The 19,749-nt window shown below is 67.4% G+C and carries 19 protein-coding genes; 8 read left to right on the forward strand and 11 right to left on the reverse strand.

All coding sequences use genetic code 11. The features are described from left to right. Positions 1-32: 32 nt before the first annotated feature. Positions 33-1,115 carry a type VI secretion system protein TssA gene (gene tssA / locus SIL87_RS15470; protein ID WP_319615022.1) on the forward strand — a complete coding sequence of 361 codons (1,083 nt, stop codon included), beginning with the start codon at positions 33-35 and terminating at the stop codon, positions 1,113-1,115. Between the two features lie 151 nt (positions 1,116-1,266). Here tssA and tssC (SIL87_RS15475) read toward each other — a convergent pair whose 3' ends face one another. The 3 genes from tssC (SIL87_RS15475) to tssB are packed head-to-tail and all read right to left on the reverse strand — an operon-like array spanning position 1,267 to position 4,795. Beyond that, positions 1,267-2,784 carry a type VI secretion system contractile sheath large subunit gene (gene tssC / locus SIL87_RS15475; RefSeq protein WP_319615023.1) on the reverse strand — a complete coding sequence of 506 codons (1,518 nt, stop codon included), beginning with the start codon at positions 2,782-2,784 and terminating at the stop codon, positions 1,267-1,269. Positions 2,785-2,791: 7 nt separating this feature from the next. Then, positions 2,792-4,279 carry a type VI secretion system contractile sheath large subunit gene (gene tssC / locus SIL87_RS15480; RefSeq protein WP_319615024.1) on the reverse strand — a complete coding sequence of 496 codons (1,488 nt, stop codon included), beginning with the start codon at positions 4,277-4,279 and terminating at the stop codon, positions 2,792-2,794. A gap of 3 nt (positions 4,280-4,282) precedes the next feature. Then, positions 4,283-4,795, reverse strand: a complete 513-nt coding sequence (gene tssB, locus SIL87_RS15485; RefSeq protein ID WP_319615025.1) for a type VI secretion system contractile sheath small subunit — start codon at positions 4,793-4,795, stop codon at positions 4,283-4,285. A gap of 362 nt (positions 4,796-5,157) precedes the next feature. Between tssB and SIL87_RS15490 the strand changes: the two genes are divergently transcribed. The 5 genes from SIL87_RS15490 to SIL87_RS15510 are packed head-to-tail and all read left to right on the forward strand — an operon-like array spanning position 5,158 to position 10,912. Beyond that, positions 5,158-5,976: a type VI secretion system accessory protein TagJ gene (locus SIL87_RS15490; RefSeq protein ID WP_319615026.1), complete on the forward strand. Its 819-nt coding sequence runs from the start codon at positions 5,158-5,160 to the stop codon at positions 5,974-5,976. Continuing rightward, the gene (gene tssE, locus SIL87_RS15495) at positions 5,973-6,503 is read left to right on the forward strand and encodes a type VI secretion system baseplate subunit TssE (protein WP_319615027.1); all 531 of its coding nucleotides are present in this window, start codon (positions 5,973-5,975) and stop codon (positions 6,501-6,503) included. The genes SIL87_RS15490 and tssE overlap by 4 nt, the downstream gene beginning before the upstream one ends. Further along, positions 6,496-8,313 carry a type VI secretion system baseplate subunit TssF gene (gene tssF, locus SIL87_RS15500; protein ID WP_319615028.1) on the forward strand — a complete coding sequence of 606 codons (1,818 nt, stop codon included), beginning with the start codon at positions 6,496-6,498 and terminating at the stop codon, positions 8,311-8,313. The genes tssE and tssF overlap by 8 nt, the downstream gene beginning before the upstream one ends. Continuing rightward, positions 8,310-9,362: a type VI secretion system baseplate subunit TssG gene (gene tssG / locus SIL87_RS15505; RefSeq protein ID WP_319615029.1), complete on the forward strand. Its 1,053-nt coding sequence runs from the start codon at positions 8,310-8,312 to the stop codon at positions 9,360-9,362. Before tssF ends, tssG begins: the two co-directional genes overlap by 4 nt. Continuing rightward, on the forward strand, positions 9,359-10,912 hold the full coding sequence (locus SIL87_RS15510) for a class I SAM-dependent methyltransferase (RefSeq protein ID WP_319615030.1): 1,554 nt from the start codon (positions 9,359-9,361) through the stop codon (positions 10,910-10,912). The genes tssG and SIL87_RS15510 overlap by 4 nt, the downstream gene beginning before the upstream one ends. A gap of 15 nt (positions 10,913-10,927) precedes the next feature. On the opposite strand, the gene SIL87_RS15515 is transcribed toward SIL87_RS15510, so the two are convergent. From SIL87_RS15515 to SIL87_RS15525, 3 genes are read right to left on the reverse strand one after another with little or no spacing between them, the layout of a single operon-like run. After that, the gene (locus SIL87_RS15515; RefSeq protein WP_319615031.1) at positions 10,928-12,733 is read right to left on the reverse strand and encodes a sulfotransferase; all 1,806 of its coding nucleotides are present in this window, start codon (positions 12,731-12,733) and stop codon (positions 10,928-10,930) included. A 5-nt stretch (positions 12,734-12,738) separates the two neighbouring features. Further along, positions 12,739-13,848: an ATP-grasp domain-containing protein gene (locus SIL87_RS15520; RefSeq protein WP_319615032.1), complete on the reverse strand. Its 1,110-nt coding sequence runs from the start codon at positions 13,846-13,848 to the stop codon at positions 12,739-12,741. Next, positions 13,848-14,438, reverse strand: a complete 591-nt coding sequence (locus SIL87_RS15525; protein ID WP_319615033.1) for a DedA family protein — start codon at positions 14,436-14,438, stop codon at positions 13,848-13,850. Before SIL87_RS15525 ends, SIL87_RS15520 begins: the two co-directional genes overlap by 1 nt. Before the next feature lie 103 nt (positions 14,439-14,541). On the opposite strand from SIL87_RS15525, the gene SIL87_RS15530 reads away from it, so the two are divergent. Continuing rightward, positions 14,542-15,786, forward strand: coding sequence for an anion transporter (locus tag SIL87_RS15530; RefSeq protein WP_319615034.1), 1,245 nt, complete (start codon positions 14,542-14,544; stop codon positions 15,784-15,786). A gap of 81 nt (positions 15,787-15,867) precedes the next feature. On the opposite strand, the gene SIL87_RS15535 is transcribed toward SIL87_RS15530, so the two are convergent. The 4 genes from SIL87_RS15535 to SIL87_RS15550 are packed head-to-tail and all read right to left on the reverse strand — an operon-like array spanning position 15,868 to position 18,878. Further along, positions 15,868-16,638 carry a lysophospholipid acyltransferase family protein gene (locus tag SIL87_RS15535; protein ID WP_319615035.1) on the reverse strand — a complete coding sequence of 257 codons (771 nt, stop codon included), beginning with the start codon at positions 16,636-16,638 and terminating at the stop codon, positions 15,868-15,870. Further along, positions 16,638-17,291: a YdcF family protein gene (locus tag SIL87_RS15540; RefSeq protein WP_319615036.1), complete on the reverse strand. Its 654-nt coding sequence runs from the start codon at positions 17,289-17,291 to the stop codon at positions 16,638-16,640. The genes SIL87_RS15535 and SIL87_RS15540 overlap by 1 nt, the downstream gene beginning before the upstream one ends. Then, positions 17,288-18,205: a cell division protein FtsX gene (locus SIL87_RS15545; RefSeq protein ID WP_319615037.1), complete on the reverse strand. Its 918-nt coding sequence runs from the start codon at positions 18,203-18,205 to the stop codon at positions 17,288-17,290. The genes SIL87_RS15540 and SIL87_RS15545 overlap by 4 nt, the downstream gene beginning before the upstream one ends. Beyond that, positions 18,198-18,878, reverse strand: a complete 681-nt coding sequence (locus tag SIL87_RS15550) for a cell division ATP-binding protein FtsE (RefSeq protein ID WP_319615038.1) — start codon at positions 18,876-18,878, stop codon at positions 18,198-18,200. The genes SIL87_RS15545 and SIL87_RS15550 overlap by 8 nt, the downstream gene beginning before the upstream one ends. A gap of 90 nt (positions 18,879-18,968) precedes the next feature. Between SIL87_RS15550 and SIL87_RS15555 the strand changes: the two genes are divergently transcribed. Beyond that, positions 18,969-19,499 (forward strand): zinc-ribbon domain-containing protein, encoded by a 531-nt coding sequence (locus SIL87_RS15555; RefSeq protein WP_319615039.1) that lies wholly within the window; start codon positions 18,969-18,971, stop codon positions 19,497-19,499. Between the two features lie 9 nt (positions 19,500-19,508). Here the strand turns inward: SIL87_RS15555 and SIL87_RS15560 are convergent, their stop codons facing one another. Then, positions 19,509-19,706, reverse strand: a complete 198-nt coding sequence (locus SIL87_RS15560) for a YgaP family membrane protein (RefSeq protein WP_319615040.1) — start codon at positions 19,704-19,706, stop codon at positions 19,509-19,511. Positions 19,707-19,749: the final 43 nt, after the last annotated feature.

Raw genomic sequence — 19,749 nt, forward strand, 5'->3', positions numbered from 1 at the left:
GGCCAGAGCTCTTAACAGACTGGATTTTTGCGATGGCGCTGGACATTACCGGATTGTTAGAACCGATCGATGACTCCGCCCCCTGCGGGGCCGATCTGCGCGCGGATTATGGGGCGCAATCGGTTTATTACCGGCTGCGGGATGCAAGATCGGACGCGCGGGCGGCGGAACGGGCGGCGGATGCGGATGCGTCGCTGGAGGCCGATGTGGGGCAGCATTGGCGAAATGTCCTGCAATTGTCACAGACGGCGCTGACCCGCACCCACGATATCGAGATTGCGGCGTGGCTGACCGAGGCGCTGCTGCGCGAGGCGGGGCTGGACGGGCTCGCGGATGGTGCCATGCTGATCGAGGGATATGCCCGGCTGTTCTGGGACACCGTGCTGCCGCTGCCCGACGAGGACGGGATTGAGACGCGGATGGCGCCGGTCGCGGGGCTGAACGGCGTGGGCGGGGACGGCACGCTGATCCAGCCGCTGCGCAAGCTCCCATTGTTCAACGGGGCGAACGGGGCGGCGGTGTTGTTGTTCCAGTATCAACAGGCGGAAGAGACCGCGGGGTTGGGCGATGCCAAGCGCAAGGCGGCGCGGCTGGCGGCAGGAGTGCCGGATTTCGCCAAGCTGGAGACCGAGGCGCGGGCTGCGGGGGTGGCGCATTTCACCAGCCTTGCGAAAGCGACGGATAAGGCCCTGACCGCATGGCGGGCGATGGCGGCGACGCTCGATGCCGCGGCGGGGGCGGATGCGCCGCCGACCAGCCGGGTTGCCGAAGTGCTTGAACAAGTCATCGTGATTTCAAGACGCTACGCGCCGAACGCGCTGGCGGAATCAGTGGCGGCAGCGGAGGTGGAAGCGATGGAACCCGAGGCAATGACAGGGACGCCGGAGGCGGGACCGTCGCGCCCGGCCGTGCGGACCCGCGAGACGGCCTTGCAGCAGATTACCGAAATCGCGGAATTCTTTCGTCGTACCGAGCCGCAATCGCCGATCGCCTTGACGCTGGATGAAGCGGTACGGCGGGCGCGGCTGCCATGGCCCGAACTGATCGAGGATATTCTGGCGGATGCGGCGGTGCGGCAGGCGATGCTGACGGCGCTTGGGATCAAGTCGGGGTGAAGGGAAAAAGGGAAGAAGAAGACTTCTTTTTTGTAAAAAAGAAGCAAAAAACTTCTGATCTTTGGGCTGAAGCCGTCGAAACACCTGTATCCAAATTAAAAAAAGTTTTTTGCTTCTTTTTTACAAAAAAGAAGCCCTTCCTTACTTACGTTCACACGCTACCCGGCGCCGACAATTCGGTGACCAGCCGGAACGAGGCGCTGATGTCGTCGAGTTGGTAATGGGGTTGGAGGTGGATGGTGCAGCCGAAGGAGCCGGGTTTGGTGGCGTGTTCGCGCACCTCCACGCGGGCGTCGAGCAGCGGGTAGCGGGCGCGCATTTCGGGGCCGGCGTCTTTATTGGCATTTGCGTAGCGGCGCAGCCAGGTGGTGAGTTCGCGTTCGATTTCGCTGGCGGTGCGGAAGGCGCCGGTCATGTCGCGGCCCATGACCTTGATGAAATGGGCGAAGCGGGCGACGCAGACGATGGTGTTGAACTGGGCGGAGAGGCGGGCGTTGGCATCGGCGGCTTCGGCGTTGCGGCCGGCGTAGCGACGGGGGGTTTGCAGGCTGCGGGCGGCGCCGAGGACGGTCTGGCCGCCGAAGGCGAGGCTTGAGAGGGCCATCATGCCGGCATCGACCAGGGCGCGTTCCTGCGTGTCGGTCAATGCGATTTCGGCTTCGAAGCGGGCCTGGCCTTCGGCGGAATCGGGGGAGAAGTGCGGGGCGGTGCCGATGGTGATCAGGCCGCTGCCGGGCCAGTCCTGAATGTAGCCGCGCATGTCGGCGGGCCAGTCGTAGGTTGCCATGGCGCGGGCGACGGTGTGGGCGATGGCGTAGCCGGCGGCGAACCAGACGATATCGTCGGCATTGTCGATCTGTTCGACGTAGCGAAAGCCGCGTTCGGCTTCGGGTTGTTCGTCCCAGCCGGGACGGGCGCGCAGCCGGGGAAGCGCGAGGCCGATGAAGCGCATGTCCTCGCGGGTGCCGAGGTTGCGGAAGCGGAGGTGTTCGGGGCCGGAGAACTGAGCGGCAGGGTCGGCGACGCCGGAGAGATCGGCCATGCGGTCGACCCCGAACAAAGCGGGGGCGGCGCTGAAGATCATGGGTGCGAAGGCGGCGGCGGCGATGGCGGAGAGCCCGGCGAGGGCGGAGACGTCATCGGTTGGCGCACCGGGACCGGGGCGGTGGCGGATGTCGTAATCCATGACCAGCAGGCCGTAGGGTTCGCCGCCGGGGGTGCCGAATTCGTCTTCATAGATGCGGCGGAAGATCTGGCTCTGGTCGAATTCGGCGGCGCGTTCGAGATCGCGGCAGAGTTCCGGCCAGGAGGCTTGAAGGACCCGCAGCTTGAGCCGGTCGCTGACCTCCGTGCGGGTCACCAGCCAGGCGAGGCCGCGCCAGCTGCCTTCGAGGCGGGTGAACCTCGGGTGGTGGAGAATGGAGTTGATCGCGGCGGTGAGCATGGCGTCGATCGTGGCGATGTCGTGATCAAGCAGGGCACGAAACCGCGCGGGATCGCGCAGGAGGGTGGCGGCGTCCGCGCCGAACCAGAGCATCAGCGCGCTTGCCGCCGGTGCGGTGAGGAACCGGGCCAGATCGCCGGCCTCGGCGTGATGGCGGTCCCCGAAGTAGTGGCCCGCCAGAGCCACCTCGCGCAGCCTGGGGGCTTCGCCGGCTGCGCCGCTCATGGCGGGGTCAAGATTTTTGCGGGATCCGGGCGACCATGCGCATCGAGGTGGTCAGTTCCTCCATCTGGAGCCAGGGGCGGAGATAGGCGACGGCGTTGTAGGAACCGGGCTTGCCGGGGATTTCCTTGACCTCGACCTTGGCTTCGCGGAGCGGGTATTTGGCTTTCATTTCGGGCCCGGCATCGGCGTTGCCGTTGACGTAATTGCCGATCCAGCGGTTCAGCCAGTTTTCGCAATCCTTGGCTTCCATGAACGAGCCGATCTTGTCGCGAGCCATGACCTTGAGGAAATGGGCGAAGCGCGAGGAGGCCATGATGTAGGGCAGGCGCGCGGAGATGGCGGCGTTGGCGGTGGCGTCCGGACGGTCGTATTTTTTTGCCTTCTGGGCGGATTGCGCACCGAAGAAGACCGCGTAGTCGGTATTTTTATAGTGGCAGAGCGGCAGAAAGCCGAGGTTTGAGAGTTCGAACTCGCGCCGGTCGGTGATGCCGATTTCGGTCGGGCATTTCGCGTCCATGTCGCCATCGTCGGACTGGAAGACGTGGGTGGGCAGGTTCTCGACCTTGCCGCCGCCCTCGGCACCGCGGATCGCGACGCAGAAGCCGGAGGCGGCGAAACTGGCGGTGAGGCGCTCGCCCATCATGTAGGCGGCGTTCATCCAGCAATAATCTTTGTGGTCCTGGGCCCGCGCGGCGCCGGATGCATCGAACGGCGCTTCCTCGTAATTGAAGGTGTCGACCGGGGCGGTGGCGGCGCCATAGGGCACCCGGGCGAGGGTGCGGGGCATGACGAGGGAGACGAAGCGGGCATCCTCGGTTTCGCGGAAGCCGCGCCATTTGGCGTATTCGGCGGTCTCGAAGATTTTGGCGAGGTCGCGCGGCTTGGACAGTTCGGTCCAGTCCGAGAAGCCGAACATGCCGGCGCCGGCGGCGGAGATGAAGGGCGCAAAGGAGGCGGCGGCGACGTTGGAGACGAGGCGCAGGCTCTCGATATCGTCGGGGTGGCTGGTCCATTCATAATCGCCGATCAGCGCGCCATAGGGTTCGCCGCCGGGGGTGCCGAATTCGTTTTCGTAGATTTTCTTGAAGAGCTGGCTCTGGTCGAACTCGACCGCTTTGGTCAGGTCGCGGTTGAGTTCGCGCTTGGACATATTGACGACCTTGATTTTCAAGGACGTTCCGGTTTCGGAATGCGTGACGAGATGGTGCAGGCCGCGCCAGCTGCCTTCGAGCTGGAGGAAGCGGGCATCATGCATGATCGCGTTGAGCTGGGTGGACAGCCGCCGGTCGATCGCGGCGATGGCGCGGTCGATCGTGCGGGTGAGATTTTTATCGAAGGTGACGGTGCCGGACAGGGCTTCCTGGACCAGGGTTTTCACCAGATCCTGGGCGCGATCGGGTTCGGTCTGCTTGGTGGCGCCTACCACCTGGTCGAGCAGGCTGGTGGCTTCCGTGGTGGTCGTTGCGGCGGCGGGGCCGGATTGGGTGCTGGACATCGATCAACCCTCCTTGCCGGTGCCGAGACCAAGCTCGCCGGACAGTGATTTCAGCTCCGCATCGTTTTGCAGCACCTGTTCGAGCAGGGATTCGAGCTGTTCGGACCGGTCGGCCTTGCTCATCAGGTCGCGCAGCTTGTTACGGGTTTCGAGCAGGGATTTCAGCGCTGGCACCTGATCGACCACGCGTTCGGGGTCGAAATCCTCGATGCTGTTGAATTTGAGGTCCACCGCCATCTGGCTGCCGTCGTTGGCGAGGGTGTTGTCGACCTTGAGTTTCAGGCCCGGCGCCATCCGGGCCATCACGTCGTTGAAATTGTCGCGGTCGATCTGGATGAATTTGCGTTCGGCGAGGGGCTTGAGCGGCTGGGTCGGGTCGCCGGAGAAATCGCCCATCACCCCCATGACGAAAGGCAGTTCGCGGACGATCTGCGCGCCGTCGGTTTCGACGTCGTAGGTGATGTGCACCCGCGGTTTGCGCACGCGGTTGAGTTTTTCATGAATGCTGCCGCTCATTGGTCCGGTCCCCTTGAAACTTATCGTCAGATCATTCCACAGATCGGCGCGGGGTCCAAGCGCAAGACCGCCCTGCCCGGCCGCTCAGCCCCCCTCGCTCCACAGTACCGTAGAGACGATACTGCAAAGTTTGCAGGGGATATTCGATGATATTCGATCAATCCCCCGCCCCTGTCCATCGCGAATAGCGCTGTTTCGTGATGATGTTAGCGCGTTCATAGCGATCCGTAAACAAACACTTTGGCTGTGGCTCAGCCGGATCGGACATTGGGATATGTCGTTGACCGGACGATGTTATGGATTGCGCCGGACGGCAGGTTTCAATACGTTCGCTCACAGACAATAAGGCTGGGGATTGAACGATGCCAGGCGATCAGACCACGGCGAGCGGCGTGACGGCAGGGACGGCGTTTCGCGAAGGACATCTCGACGCGGCGATCGCTGCGGCGACGGCGGCAGTGAAGGCGCGCCCGACCGATGTGTCGGCCCGCGTCCTGCTTGCCGAAATGCTGGTGTTTGCCGGAAATTTCGAACGTGCCGACGTGCTGCTCGACGCGGCGGGGCAGCTTGATCCCGGTGCGGCGCTGGTGGTCGCGGAGTTCCGCCAGCTGCTGCGGGGCGAAATGGCGCGCCGGCAGCTCTACCGGGATGGGCGGGTGCCGGAATTCCTCGGCGAACCCGGACCGGTCGAACAAGCCCTGCTCGCTGGCCTCGTGGCCCTGCGGGCGGGGGATGTTGCCGCGGCGCGCGCCCATGCCGAGGCCGCCGAAGCGGCGCGGTCGGCGCGGCCGGGCGGGATGGACGGGGCGAGTTTCGCCGATTTCCGCGATGCCAGCGACCTGATGGGCGGTGTTCTCGAAGTGCTGACCACGACCGGCAAATATTTCTGGGTGCCGATCGCGCGGGTGAGCGAGGCGGTGTTTCACAAGCCGGTGCGCCCGCGCGATCTGATCTGGCGGCGGGTCAGCCTCGCGGTCGAGGCCGGGCCGGATGGCGATGTGTATGTGCCGGTGACATATGCGAGCGACGACGCCACGCTGGCCGCCGAATATCGGCTGGGCCGCGCGACCGACTGGCACGATCATGACGGGCTGGTGACCGGGATCGGTCAGCGCGAATTTCTGGTCGGCGAGGAGGCGGTGCCGGTGATGGCGCTCGGCAGCCTCGTGTTCGGCCCATGACCACGCCCACCGGTGCGCCCGGCTTCAATGAGCGGGTGCGCGATGCCGGGGCGCGGGTGCAGCTTTCACCGCTCGACCGGTTGTTCGATGATGCGCCGGATCGCGACCGCGACCGGCCACTCTCGCCGGGCGAGGCGCTGACGGTGTTGCGCCGGTCGGTGCGGCGGGATCTCGAAGCCCTGCTCAATGCCAAACGCCGCTGGAAATCCCTGCCGCCCAAACTCGGCGAGTTGCCCGGCTCGATCGCGGGATACGGGTTGCCGGATTATACCTCGGGCAGCATGGCCGATCCGGCCTCGCGCGAGGCGTTCCGTGCCGAGGTGGAACGCACCATCCGCCTGTTCGAGCCGCGCTTCGCGCAGGTCTCGGTGGTGCTGCTGAAGGCGGAGAATAACCTCGATCCCTCGCTGCATATGCGGATCGACGGGCTGCTCCATGCCGAACCGGCTCCCGAGCCGATCAGTTTCAATACCATCGTGGATGCGACCTCGGCGGAAATCGAAGTGAAGGGCGAGCGGTTTGTCTGACAGCCTGCTGCCCTATTTCAATCGCGAATTGCTGGCGATCCGCAAGCTTGCCGCGGAATTCGCCGAAACCCATCCCAAGATCGCGGGGCGGTTGCGGCTCTCGCCCGACGCCATCGACGATCCCCACGTCGCCCGCCTGCTCGACGGCGTCGCGTTTTTGTCCGCGCGGGTTCACAAGCGGCTGGACGATGAATTTCCAGAGCTGACCGATGCGCTGCTCGGCGCGCTCTATCCCGGATTTCTGGCTCCGATCCCCTCCTGCGCGATCGCGCAGTTCGAGTGCAAGCCCGATCTGCAGGCGCATCTGCGGCTGGATGCAGGGTTTGCGCTGGAGACCGAACGGGTGCGTGGCCAGGCATGCCGGTTCCAGACCGCTTACCCGGTTTCGCTGTGGCCGGTGCGGATCGAGCAGGTGCGGCTGGCCGGTCAGCCCTTCGTGGCGCCGCTCAACCCGCTGGCACCGGGGGCGGCCTCGGTGCTGCGGATCGTGGTCGGGACGATGGCGCCTGAGGTCGGCTTCGGCAAGCTCGGGCTCGACCGGTTGCGGCTGTATCTGCGCGGGGGTCAGGCGATCGCGCCGCACCTCTATGAGTTGCTCGCCGCCCACACGATCGGCGTGGCGCTCGCGGAGAGTCCGGGCGATCCCCATCCGGTGCTGCTCGGCCCCGATGCGGTCCAGCCGGTCGGCTTCGGCGAGGACGAGGCGCTGCTGCCCTGGCCGGAGCGGGGCTTTACCGGATTCCGCCTGCTCGCCGAATATTTCGCCTTCGCCGAGAAGTTCATGTTCATCGATCTCGATGGATTGGACCGCAAGACCTTGGCGATGGCGGGCAACCGGCTGGAGATTTTCATCTATCTCGATCGTTCGGCGATCGAGCTGGAGCGGGCGGTGAGTGCGGAACACATCGCGCTGGGCTGCACGCCGATGGTCAATCTGTTCGCCCAGCATTGCGAGCCGATCCGCCTCGACCAGACCGACACGGAATATCGCGTGGTCGCCGATGCGCGGCGGGCGACCGGGATGGAGATCTGGGGCATCACCGCGGTGCGCGAGACCGACCGCGCCGGCACGGTGCGACCGTGGCAGCCGTTTTATCGCACCGGCCATGGCGGGGGCGATGCGGCGGCGGGGTATTATATCGAGGCGCGCCGGCCAGCCGCGGCGGCGCTGGGCGGGACCGAGACGTTTCTGGCACCGTTCGCCCCGGACTTCGACCCTGCCGCGCCAGCCGATGCGGTGCTCTCGGTCGATGCGCTCTGCGTCAATCGCGACCTGCCGGCGGCACTGCCGTTCGGCGGCGGCCACCCTTACCTGACGCCGATTTCGCCGCATGACGGGGTGGCGCGCAGCCTGTGCCTGACCCCGCCGGGGCCGACGCTGCGGCCACGCCTCGCCGAGCAGGGGGCGTGGCGGTTGATCAGTCATCTTTCGCTCGGACATCTTTCGGTCGTGGGCGGGACCGAGGGTGCGGCGGCGCTCCGGGATGTGCTGCGGCTGTACGACCGGGCTGAGACCGCCGAGAGCCGGGCCGCGATTGCGGCACTGATCGGCGTTTCGGCCAAGCCGGGGACCGCGCGGTTGCCCGGCGGGCGGCTTGGCGGGTTTTGCCGCGGGCTGGATGTGACGCTGGAATTCGATCCCAAACCATATCAGGAAAACGGGCTGTTCCTGCTCGGCGCGGTGCTGGAACGCTTTCTGGCCCTGCATGGCACGATCAATTCCTTTGTTCGCACCACCTTGCGCCTGCGCGGACGGGTCGATCCGGCGATGCGGTTTCCGCCCCGCGCGGGGCACCGGACGTTGTTATGAGTGAGGCGCCGCTCGATCGGCTGGTGCGCGCGCCGGCCCGGTTTCGGTTCGGCGCGGCGGTGCGGCTGCTCTGGCTCGCCTCCGGGCGGCGGGATGCCGGGGATGCCATCGCGTTCGGCGCACCGGTATCGCTGGTGCATCCCGCAGCGGAGGTCGATGCCGCGATGGCTCCGGATGCCGGGGGGCGCGCACGGGTTTCGACGCGGCTGATCGGGCTGCTCGGCGGGTCGAGCCCGTTGCCGCGCTGGTACAGCGAACTGGTCGCCGCCGCGAGCCGGGCGCGCTCGCCCGCGATGGTGGCCTTCATCGAATTGCTCGCGCAACGCCTTGTCGCCGGTTTTGCCGCCTCGGGGGTGAAATACCGGCCTCATTTGGCTGCCGAACTGCGCCATCGCACCGATCCTGCGGCACGTAACGATCCTGCCGGGGACATCCTGCTCGCGCTGGCCGGGTTCAACACCAATCATCTGATCGACCGGCTGATGGTGGGGGCCGATCCGATCCGTCACTATGCCGGTTTTTTTGCCAGCCGCCCGCGTTCGGCGGAACGGTTGCGCGCGATGCTGGGCGACTGGCTGGAGCGGCCGGTCGCGATCGTGGAATTCGCGGGCGCGTGGCTGCGGCTCGACCCCGACAGCCAGAGCCGGATGCCGCGCGGGCGGCTGCCGGGGCAGTTCAGCCGGTTGGGGGTGGATTGCGCCGCGGGGGCGCGGGCGTTCGATCAGCAGGCACGGTTCGTGATCCGGATCGGGCCGCTGAGCGCGGCGGGATTCGAGGCGTTGCTGCCGGATCGGCTGCTGCTGCACCAACTGGTCTCGATGGTGCGGGCCTATGTCGGCATGGAGGTCGATTTTGCCGTCAATCTGGTGCTCGACCCGGCGGCGATCCCGGTGGCGCGGCTGGGCGGGGCGGGCGCGCCCCGGCTTTCATGGACCGGGTGGCTGCCGGCACCGGCTTCCGGGATGACCGGCGGGCGGCGGGCGGACCAGGCACTGTTCAACGCTGCGACGATCGAGGCGCTGCCGCCGCCCCGGAGTCTGGCTGCATGACCTGGGGCGCCGGTTATGTCACCGATATCGCCTACGCGCCGGGCTATTACGAGGAGCAGTCGCCCCGGCGGATGGCGCTGACCGCGCTGGTGGCGGGATATGCGGCGGCGATGCCGGAACGCGGGCAGGATTATCATTTCGTCGATATCGGCTGCGGGCAGGGTTTCACGGCTCTCGTTCTGGCGGCGGCCAATCCGGGCTGGACCGTGACCGGGCTCGATTTCAACCCGGCGCATATTGCGCAGGCGCGGGCGCTGGCGGCAAAGGCGGGGGTGACGAACTGCCGGTTCATCGAGGCGGATTTCACCCGGTTCACCGGAGCGGATCTGGCGGATTTCGATGCGGCGAGCCTGCACGGGGTGTGGAGCTGGGTGGCGCCGGAGGTGCGCGCGGGGGTGGTGCGGCTGCTGGCCGACAAGCTCCGGCCCGGCGGGATGTGCCATGTGAGCTACAATGTGCTGCCGGCGTGGCGGGGGATGCTCGGCGTGCAGCGGTTGGTGCGCGAGGCGGGGAGCCGCAAGGCCGCGCGGGCCGACCGGCAGGCGGCGCTCGGGTTCGAGATCGTCGAGCGGTTGCGGGCGGGGGGCTCGGGCGCGATCGATCCGGCGGCGATCCGGATACTCGATGAATGTGCCGGAAAGCCTGCCGCGTATCTGGCCCATGAGTTCATGAACGAGGCGTGGTCGCCGTGTTTTCATCAGGATGTGGCGACGGCGTTGCGTGGGGCGAAGCTCGATTATGTCGGCTCGCCCCGGCTGATCGAGAATTTTCCGGCCCTGGCACTGGATGAGACGGCACTGGCGATCGCGGCGGAATTCGACGACCCGGCGATGGTCGAATTGCTCAAGGATGTCACGGGGGCGCAGCCGTTGCGCCACGATGTGTTCGTGCGCGGCGCGGTGCGGCTGAGTTCGGCGGCGCAGGCGCGGGCGCTGCGGGAGATGCGGCTGGGGCTGGCTGTGCCGCACGGGCGGCACAGCCTCGGGTTCGATACCCCCGCCGGTCGGGCCTCGATGAGCGCGGCATTGTATGAGCCGGTCTTCGCCATGCTGGCCGCGCGCAATGCGACGGTGGGGGCGCTGCTCGATACGACGCGCGGGGAAGCCGAGGCGCGCGGGGATGAGGCGCGCGGGGCGGATAATCCGGCGGAGCTGGTCGCCATGCTGGTCGGAACCGGTCAGGTGGTTGTGGTGGCCGACGAGGCGGCGCTGATGGACCCGATCTGCGTGCGGTTGAATGCGGCGATGTTCGCCTCCGTGATGGAGGGGCGGCGCCTGACCGATCCGGTCACGCTGGCGGTACCCGCGCTTGGCGGCGGGTTGGGGTTGCCCGGGCTGGCGGCGTTCGCGGTGCTGCGCCAGCATGACTGGTTGAGCGAGGCGACGGTCGGGCAGGCCTTGCCGCCGCCGACGCGGGAGGTTTTCGCCGCCTGGGCGGAACTTGCCGTGCCGGGGGGCGATGCGGCGCTGCATGACGCGTTGATCGGCGGGTTCGAGACGGTGTTTGCCGAGCGGGCTGATGTGTTCAACCGGCTGGGGCTGCCCTGTTGAGACGGTAGGCGGGGTTCAGACCGTGTAGCCGAGCCGCTCGATGATCGGGGCGAGGAGGGGCAGGACCGGTTCGAGCTGGCTGCGGTAGTGGCGATAGCGGTAGCGGGACCGGTCGTAGAGTTTCTCGGTGACCTGGGCATAGCTGGCGGTGCGGGCGTAGCGCTGGTTTTTTTCGAATTGCAGGCAGGCGGGGTCGAACGCCTCGCCGATGAAGCCGAGCAGGGCGCGGATTTCGCGTTCCTGGTGATCGACCACGTCCTCGTAGCGGACCGCGTGGTAGCGCAGCGCGGGGATATTGGCGCGGTAATGCGCGATGAGATCGGCGATCAGGGCGTAATGTTTCGCGGTGGTGGCAAGCTCGGCGGCGCAGAACAGGCCGTGGGTGAGGTGGTTGGAATAGACCGAGAGCACGACATCGAGCGGGTGGCGCAGAAGGTGGATGATCGGGGCTTCGGGGAACATCAGATGGATCAGGCCGAGATGGGTCTCGTTCAGAGGCATTTTATCGGTGAACCAGCGCGCCCCCTCGCGCAGGATGCCGGCCTGGCGGACGCGGGCGAGGTAGTGGTCGCGCAGGAGATCGAGCCCTTCGCGCTGGTCGCCCATCCAGAGTTCGCACAGCGCGTCCGGGTAGGTCAGGGGGCTCGCGAACAGGCGCTGGGCGAGGTGGGTGGCGTCGTTGATGAAGGGGAGTTCATCGCCGGCGGCGATGCGCGGATGAACCGAGAGGGTTTGTTCGATCAGCGTGGTGCCGGAGCGGGGGAAGCCGACGATGAAGATGGGTTGGGGCGTGTCGGTGCGGGTGGTGGCACGCGGCAGGGTGGCGAGCCGGCGTTCGGTGAAAAAGCCGCGCAGCCGGGCGGCCATGTCGCGGGCGGCATCGTCCAGGTAGCGGCGGGCGCCGAGTTCGAGGGCGCGGGATTTGCCGGCATCGTAGGCGGCGAAGGCTTCGGGGTAGCGGCCCAGACGGTCGAGCAGGCGGCCCTGTTCGGAGAGTTCGGCGGGACCGAGGCCGTTCCCTTCACCGAGGCGGGACAGACGGGCGAGTGCGGCTTCGGTTTCGCCCTGGCGGGCGAGCACGGTGGCGCGCGTCAGCGCGACGGCCTGGTTGCCGGGCGCGAGGGCTTCGGCCTGTTCGACCAGTTCGAGCGCACGGGGGAATTTGCGGTCGGCCTCCTCGGTCCGCGCCCAGCCGAGCACGGATTGCAGCACGGTCGGGTTGATGTCGAGCGAGCGGGCATAGAGGAGGCGGGCTTCCTCGATCCGTCCCTGGGTTTTGAGGTTCCAGGCAAGGTTGGCGAGGGTGACGGCGTCGTCGCGGTCGAGCAGGCGGAGAACTTCGCGGTAGTGATATTCGCCGATCAGGGCGCGGTTGGCCTCGGTCATCACGAGGCCCATGAGGTTATGGGCCTGGGCGTTGCGCGGGGCGATGCGGATGGCATTGCGGGCGTGGGTTTCGGCCTCCGCGAGGGCACCGCGGCCCAGCAGCATCAGGGTGAGTTCGTTGGTGGCCGCGAAATTGTTCGGGTTGATCGAGACCATGCGGCGCAGGAGGGTTTCGGCGGCGCTGATCCTGCCCTGCTGGCGGCGCAGGCGGTGGAGGGCGAACAGCGCGTCCTCGCGGCCGGGGGCGAGTTCGAGGGCGGCACAGAGGGCGATCTCGGCGGCGGCTGGATCGTTGTCGCGCAGGGCGGCTTCGGCCTGTTCGAGCAGCGGGACGACCGGGGCGGTGGCGTCCGGCGGGCTGAGCGTGGCGAGATCGAGGGCGCAGCAGCGCTGGCGGCGCAGGCCGGAACCGCAAGGGCAGGGAGCAGGGTCCACCCCGGTCAGTCGTTGGCGGGATAGCGCGCCATCAGCGCCTTCTGGTGGCGCCAGGCGCGCAGCAGGCGGAGCGCACCATAGCGCTTCACGCCCTTTGCCCGCATCGTGGCACCGATGCGGAAGGCCGCGCCGTAGTGGAAGAACTGGGTGCGATAGGCTTCGATGATGCTGGTCTCGGGATCCCAGATATGGGTGGCTTCGGAGCCCGCGCCGTTGACTTCGATGATGGTGAAACCTTCGCCGCGGCGCAGCGCGTTGGCCGAGGCGTAGCGCAGGTCGAACCGGCCGAAGTGGAAATCGGGGATGTCGCGGGCGATCGCGTCGATCCGCGCGGTCAGGGCCGGGGTGATCAGATGGCGGCCATCCTTGAAGGTCGAACCGCGGCAGTGATTGCCGACGAAGACGAGGCGGACCCGCTCGCCCGTGGCGGGAATACGGGCAGCATCGGTGCCGAGCTTTTCGAGCAGAAGCGTGGAGACGGCGTTCAGACGGTCATCGGCGGCGATCAGGTCACGGATGCGCGAGGTGCCGTCCCCCACCACGACCGGGGCGTATTTCAGGGTGATCGAGGTGATCGCGCCATGGGTAGCCCCGGGTTCGCGGATGTAGAAAATACCGGCTTCGCCTTCATCGGGCGCGAGGGCTTGGAGTTGCAGGCGGGTGGCACGGGGAAAGGCATCGAGATAGCGGGCGAGGGCATCGCTGGTTTCGATCAGGCGGACCCCGGTGCCATTGCAGCTCATGTCCGGCTTGGCGACCACGGGGTAGGTGAGGTTGGCCTGCGCCATGGCGGCTTCGGCCATGATCAGGTCGCCCCCGGGGTGGGCCTGGGTGGTGATGCCGGCATAGGGGGCGATCCAGCGCTGGGCCTCGGGGCCGGCGAGGTCGAGGATGTCGTTTTTCGATTCGCCGCAGATGCCGCCGGCCTCGATGCGTGGATTGGTCAGGGCCGGGAGGGTCAGGCTGCGGTGGCGGATGGCCTGGGCGATCCAGAACACGACCACCGGGGCGTAGAAGACGAAGCCGGGCCAGAACTCGAAAAACGAGACCGGGCGCGCCTTGCCGCGCGGCGTTGCGGCTCCTTCGAGCCTCGTGGCGGGCGAAACATCGCTCATCAGGCGTCCTTTCCGGCCTTGTCCATCTGCCAGCGGGCAGCGATCCGGCCTATCACTATGAGAAGTACCACGAACACCGCAAGCCCGACCCAGCGGTAGGGGCCGAGGTAGTGAAGCATCAGCATGCCGAGTTTCAGGCTGATGAAGAACAGCATGCTGGTCCAGGCAAGGGTGGCCAGGATGGCGGCGGCGGCGAAGGTCGCAAACGGCGCCTTGAGGAAGCCGAGGGTGGTGTAGGTGGGAAGACGCAGGCCGGGGACGAAGCGACTGACCAGCACCAGCGGAATCACCCTCTGACGGACCCAGTCCCGCCCGATATTGCGGCGCCGGGGGCCGACCAGACGCCGCGCCCAGCGCACCCGCCCCGAAATCCGGCCCAGACCGTAGAGACCGAGATCGCCCAGGACGATGCCGGTATAGAGCGAGCCGAGGGCGAGCGGCAGCGATACCGCGCCGGCGGCGACCTGCATCGCGGCCAGAAGGGTCGCGGCATCTTCGAGAATGAAGGTGCCGAGCACGATGGTCGTGATCTCGAGAGGCGGGCTGCCGGCGGCAGAGCTCAGGAGGGTGCTGAAATCGCTTAACCACATTGGTCCCTCACATAAGCGAAACCGCGCCGTTTACCAATGCGTATCGGTTCGGGGGCGTGCCGTGATCTGGTTGCGCTCGCGATAGCGTGCGATGGGACCGCGCATGAGCAGCCTGTTCCCCGCCCCCGTCATCCACGGTCTGGCCATTGCGATCTTTCTGCTGACCTATCTTGGCGTGGCGCTCGGACGGCTGCCGGGGCTGCGGCTCGACCGCACCGGGGTGGCCTTCGTGGGCGGGGTGCTGATGATCGGCTGCGGCGCGCTGACGCTGAAACAGGCCTATGCCGCGATCGATTTCGACACGATCGCCCTGCTGCTGGGGATGATGGTGCTGGCAGGCACATTGCGGCGGGCGGGATTTTTCCAGCTGGTCACGGCGGCGGCGCTCAAGCGGGCGCGCAGCCCGATCGCGCTGCTGGCGGCGGTGATCGGGGTATCGGGTGTGCTGTCGGCGGTGCTGGTGAACGATACGATCTGCGTGGTGCTGACGCCGCTGGTGCTGGAGATCGTGCTGGCGGCGGGGGTGGCTCCCCTGCCCTACCTGATCGCTCTGGCAGCGGCCTCGAATGTCGGATCGGTCGCGACGATCACCGGCAATCCGCAGAACATTATCATCGGCAGTGTATCGGGGCTGAGTTATGCGCGGTTCTCGGGGGCGCTGGTGCCGGTGGCGCTCGCGGGGCTGGTGGTGGTGTTCGGGGTGATCGCGCTGATGTGGCGCGGGCGGTTGAAGCAGGGGGATGCGCCCGAGGCGATGGGTCATCCGGCGACGGTGCATCGGGCGTTGATCGTCAAGGCGCTGCTGTTGCTGGGATTTTTCGTGGCGGCCTGTCTGCGCGGGATGATCCCGGCGGAGGCGGCTCTGATCGCCGCAGCGCTTATCCTGCTGACGCCCGGGATGAAGAGCGAAAGCCTGATTGCAGGGGTCGACTGGCCGTTGCTGCTGATGTTCGCCGGGTTGTTCGTGGTGGTCGCGGGAATGCAGCGGGCGGTGATCACCCCGGCAGTGGTGCAGCGGATCGCGGCAATGGACCCCGGACGGCCCTTCGTGCTGGTGCCGGTGACCGCGATTTTGGCGAATGTGGTGAGCAACGTGCCGGCGGTGCTGGTGTTGAAACCATTCGTCGCCGCGCTGTCCGATCCGCGCCGGGCCTGGTTGATCGTGGCGATGGCGGCGACCTTTGCGGGGAATTTCACGCTGCTCGGCTCGGTCGCCAACCTGATCGTGGCGGAACGGGCACGGGCAGGCGGTGTGGCGATCGGGTTCGGCGACTATTTGCGGGCGGGAATTCCGATCACGCTGATCAGCCTGATCCTCGGCACGGTCTGGCTGGTCTATGTCGCCTGATGCGCCTTACCCGCAGGTTGCGCACAGGGTTGTCCACAAGGGGCGCCGAATCGGCTTCGATACGGATGGTATGGCAAAAAACTATTTCCGATCAGTGGGTTGACTTGGGGTATTTATCTCACGACTCAGAGATGTCGCGCGATTGTCCCCATGGTTATCCACAACGCCGCGCTCGTAGAACGCGACTTCGAGCGCGGCGATCATGGCGGCGCGGTCGAGTCCTTGGGGCAAGGCGGGGAACAGCTTGATCCGGATGGTGCCGGGGCGCTTGCGGATGGCGTCACGCGCCCAGTAGCGGCCGGAATCGGTCGCGACCGGGATGACTTTCAGGCCGGTGGCTCGCGCGATGGCGACGATTCCGGGTTGCAGCGCCACCCGCTGGCCCGGAGCGACGCGGGTACCTTCGGGGAAGATGATGATCTGGCGGCCAGCGGCGGCGGCGGCGCGGCATTGTTCGATCAGGTCGCGCAGGGCGGCGGCACCCCCGGTGCGGTCGATCGCGATCTGACCGGCGGGAACCAGCAGGCGGCCGATGATCGGCATGCGCCGCAATTCCTGTTTCATGACATAGGCAGGCGCGTTGAGCCGGGTGAACCAGATCAGCGTGTCGAACGCCGACTGGTGCTGGGCGGCGAGGATGACCGCGCCCTGCGGCAGATGTTCGAGCCCTTCGATGCGGACCGAGATGCCGCAGAAGCCGCGCAGCGCGAAGAGGGCGAGCTTGGCCCAGGCCTGACCGAACGGCAGGAGGCGGGCGGGGGCGACGCGGTCGAGCACCAGGGCGATCATGCCGGCGGTGAGGGCGGAGACGATGATGAAGCCGTGGAACAGCAGCGAGCCGATCATGAACATCAGAGATGCGCCTCGATATGATGGGCGGCGAAACCGCCGAGGCCGAGGCGGACCAGCACGTATTTGGTGAATTCGGCGGCGAGCATGCGCAGCGAGCGCCAATGGTCGACATGGGCCATGGCGGGCGGGCGGACCGGCTCGGGGGTGAGGGTGACGCGGGGCATCTGGCGGCGGAGTTCGAGCAGGGCGCGCGGCATGTGGTAGTCGGCGGTGACGACGATGAGGCTGGTGATGTGGTGGCGTGCGGCCCAGCGGGCGGTTTCGCGGGCATTTCCTCGGGTGGTGGCGGCGCGATGGCCGATGCTGATATCGGCGGCCTTCGAGGTTGCGTCGATCCCGTCGCGCGGGGTGAAGTCGCCGAGATAGGTGCCGGCGCCGGCACCGGAGATCAGCAGGCGCGGCGCGGCCCCGGCCATGAGCAGTTCGAGCCCGGCCTTGACCCGGTCCGACCCGCCGGTGAGGACGACGATGCCGCCGGCATGAGGAAGCGGGAGCGGCGCACGCTCGCCCGCGATCATCGCGAGGAACCAACCGAAGCCGATCAGCCAGATCAGGATGGCGAACATGATCACTGCGACGAGGCGGCGCAGCCAGCGAAACCGGCGGCGCTGGCGCAGCGGCTTGAGGCCGCGACCGAGGCCCATCGCGGTCATGCCAGACGCTTGAGCCAGCCGCGTACCGTGATCTGGGCGGCAAGCCAGCCGATCAGGGCGGTGGCGATGGTGAACATGACCGGGATGGCCCAAAGCAGGCCCGGCAGGGCGCTCGCCAGGCCGTGCGGGCTGGCCGGCGCGCTGGCGATGAAGCTCGATGACAGCAGTGCGAGCCACGCCAGCACCGGCAGGGCGACCAGACCGCCGAGCAGGCCGCCGGTGGCGGCGAGGCGCATGGCACGCAAGGCGAACTGGTTGGCGATGTCGGAATCGAGCGCGCCGAGGCCGTGGATGATCTCGATCGCCTCGCGCCGCTGGGACAGGCCGGACCGCACCGCGACCGCGACGACCGAGGCGGCGACCAGGGTGACGATGAGCAGAACGGCGGCGGCGGAGGCGCGCAGGCTGGTGGTGAGGGCGGCGAGACGGTCGGCCCAGCGCGCGCCGGAATCGACCAGTGTGCCGGGAACGGCGGCATCGAGCCGGGTTTCGAGGATTTTTGCGTCCGGGGCGCCGGTATCGGCGCGGACCACGATGACGGCGGGAAGCGCGATCGGCAGCGACCCGTTGGCGGCGGTGTCGCCCAGCCAGGGTTTGAGCAGGGTCGCGAGATCGGCTTTCGACAGGAGGTGGGCGTCGCTCAGACCTTTGGTCGCCTGCAGCAGCGTCATTACCGCGTCCTGTCGCAGGGGGGCGTTGGCGGCGGTGGGCTGGGTCGGGTTCGGAACTTCGACGGTGACGAGCCCCTGCGCGCCGCTGAGCCAATGGGTGGCGAGCGCTCCGGCGGCGACGCTGCCGGCCAGCGCGAGGGCGGCGAGGAAGCTCATGGCGGCGACCATGAAGGGCATCAGCCGGTCCGCCATCGCGGCGCGCAGGCCGATGCGGTCGGCGCGGGTGGCGTGACGCCTAGCCATGACGCACCAGCCTGCCATCGGCGAGTTCGAGCATCGGCGCGGGGTGGCGGGCGACGAGGCCGAGATTGTGGGTGGCGACGATGATGGTGGTGCCGAGGCGGTTGAGCGAGCGGATCAGGTGCATCAGGCGCTCCGCCTGTTCGTCGTCGAGGTTGCCGGTGGGTTCGTCGGCCAGCAGCAGCGAGGGACGGGCGATCACGGCGCGGGCAATGGCGACGCGCTGCTGCTCACCGCCGGAGAGTTCCTCGGGACGATGGTCGAGCCGACCGGCGAGGCCGACCCAGCGGAGCAGTTCGGTCACGTCGGCGCGGACCTGGACCTCGCGCCGGCGGGCGAGTCGAAGCGGCAGGGCGACATTGTCGTAGGCGGTGAGGTGCCGGAGCAGGCGAAAATCCTGATAGACCACGCCGATGCGACGGCGCAGCAGGGCGGTGGCCCGCCGGTCGAGGTCGGTCGTGTCGGTATCGAGCAGGTCGATCCGGCCCGATGTCGGACGGATTGCGAGATACATCAGTTTGAGCAGGCTGGTCTTGCCCGCACCGGAGGGGCCGGTGAGCCAACGGAAACCGCCGTCCGGGATGTCGAAATCGATGTCGTCGAGGGCCGTGGCGTCACCGCCGGCGGGATTCGCGCGGCGGTGATAGTTCAGGCCGACATGGGAAAAGCGGATCATGCCCCGTCTCCATGCCGCGACCCGGGGGGTCAGGCAAGCGCCCCACGTGATTGGTTGCATGGCGCGAGCGAAAATGTCATTCGATGAGACATGCGAATAACCTGTCCGATCTGCGCTGCGCAGTACCAATTGCCGCCGGAAATGGCGATGCGGCTGCCGACGCGGACGCGATGCGCGCGGTGCGGCGGCGAGTGGGTCGCCGAGGCCGAACCGATGCCACACACGGCACCGGAACCGCTGGACAGGACGGCAGCGGCGGATTCGGCGATTGCCGCACCGGCAACGGACCCGGTGGTGCCCCGAACGGAGACGGGTGACGCGCCCGGGATCACGCCGGAGATCACGCCAGACACTGGGCTAGATACTGGGCCAGACACCGGGCCCGCGACCCTGAATCCGCCTGCGGAGTCGAATGGTTCATCCGCCTCTGGCCTGCCGCGATCCCGGCCGGGCGGGTCAGGCGGTTCGGCGGCAGCGGCGCAGACGGGGTCGGCGATCGGCTGGTGGGTCGGATCGGTCGTGCTGGTCGTGCTGCTGATCGCGCTGTTTCTCGGATTTCACCGCGCGATCGGGGCAGCCTGGCCGCCGAGCGTCAGGCTGTACCGCATTCTGGGACTGTAAGACCGCAGATCAGACCCGGTTTTTCATCGGGCAGGTGTTGATGCCGAGCAGAGAATAACCCGGGCAGGTGCCGATGGCGCCGGTGAGCAACGGCAGAATGCCGATATAGCCCCAGATGCCGATGGTGCCGGTGGCGGCACCGATGATCAGCAAGCCACCGACGATGATGCGGATGGCCCGGTCGATCGTTCCTTCGTTGCGTGTCATTTTCTGGTCTCCAAATTCGCGATGGTGTTCGGGTCGGGGGACG

The organism is Acidiphilium acidophilum, from assembly GCF_033842475.1.
Classification (GTDB): domain Bacteria; phylum Pseudomonadota; class Alphaproteobacteria; order Acetobacterales; family Acetobacteraceae; genus Acidiphilium; species Acidiphilium acidophilum.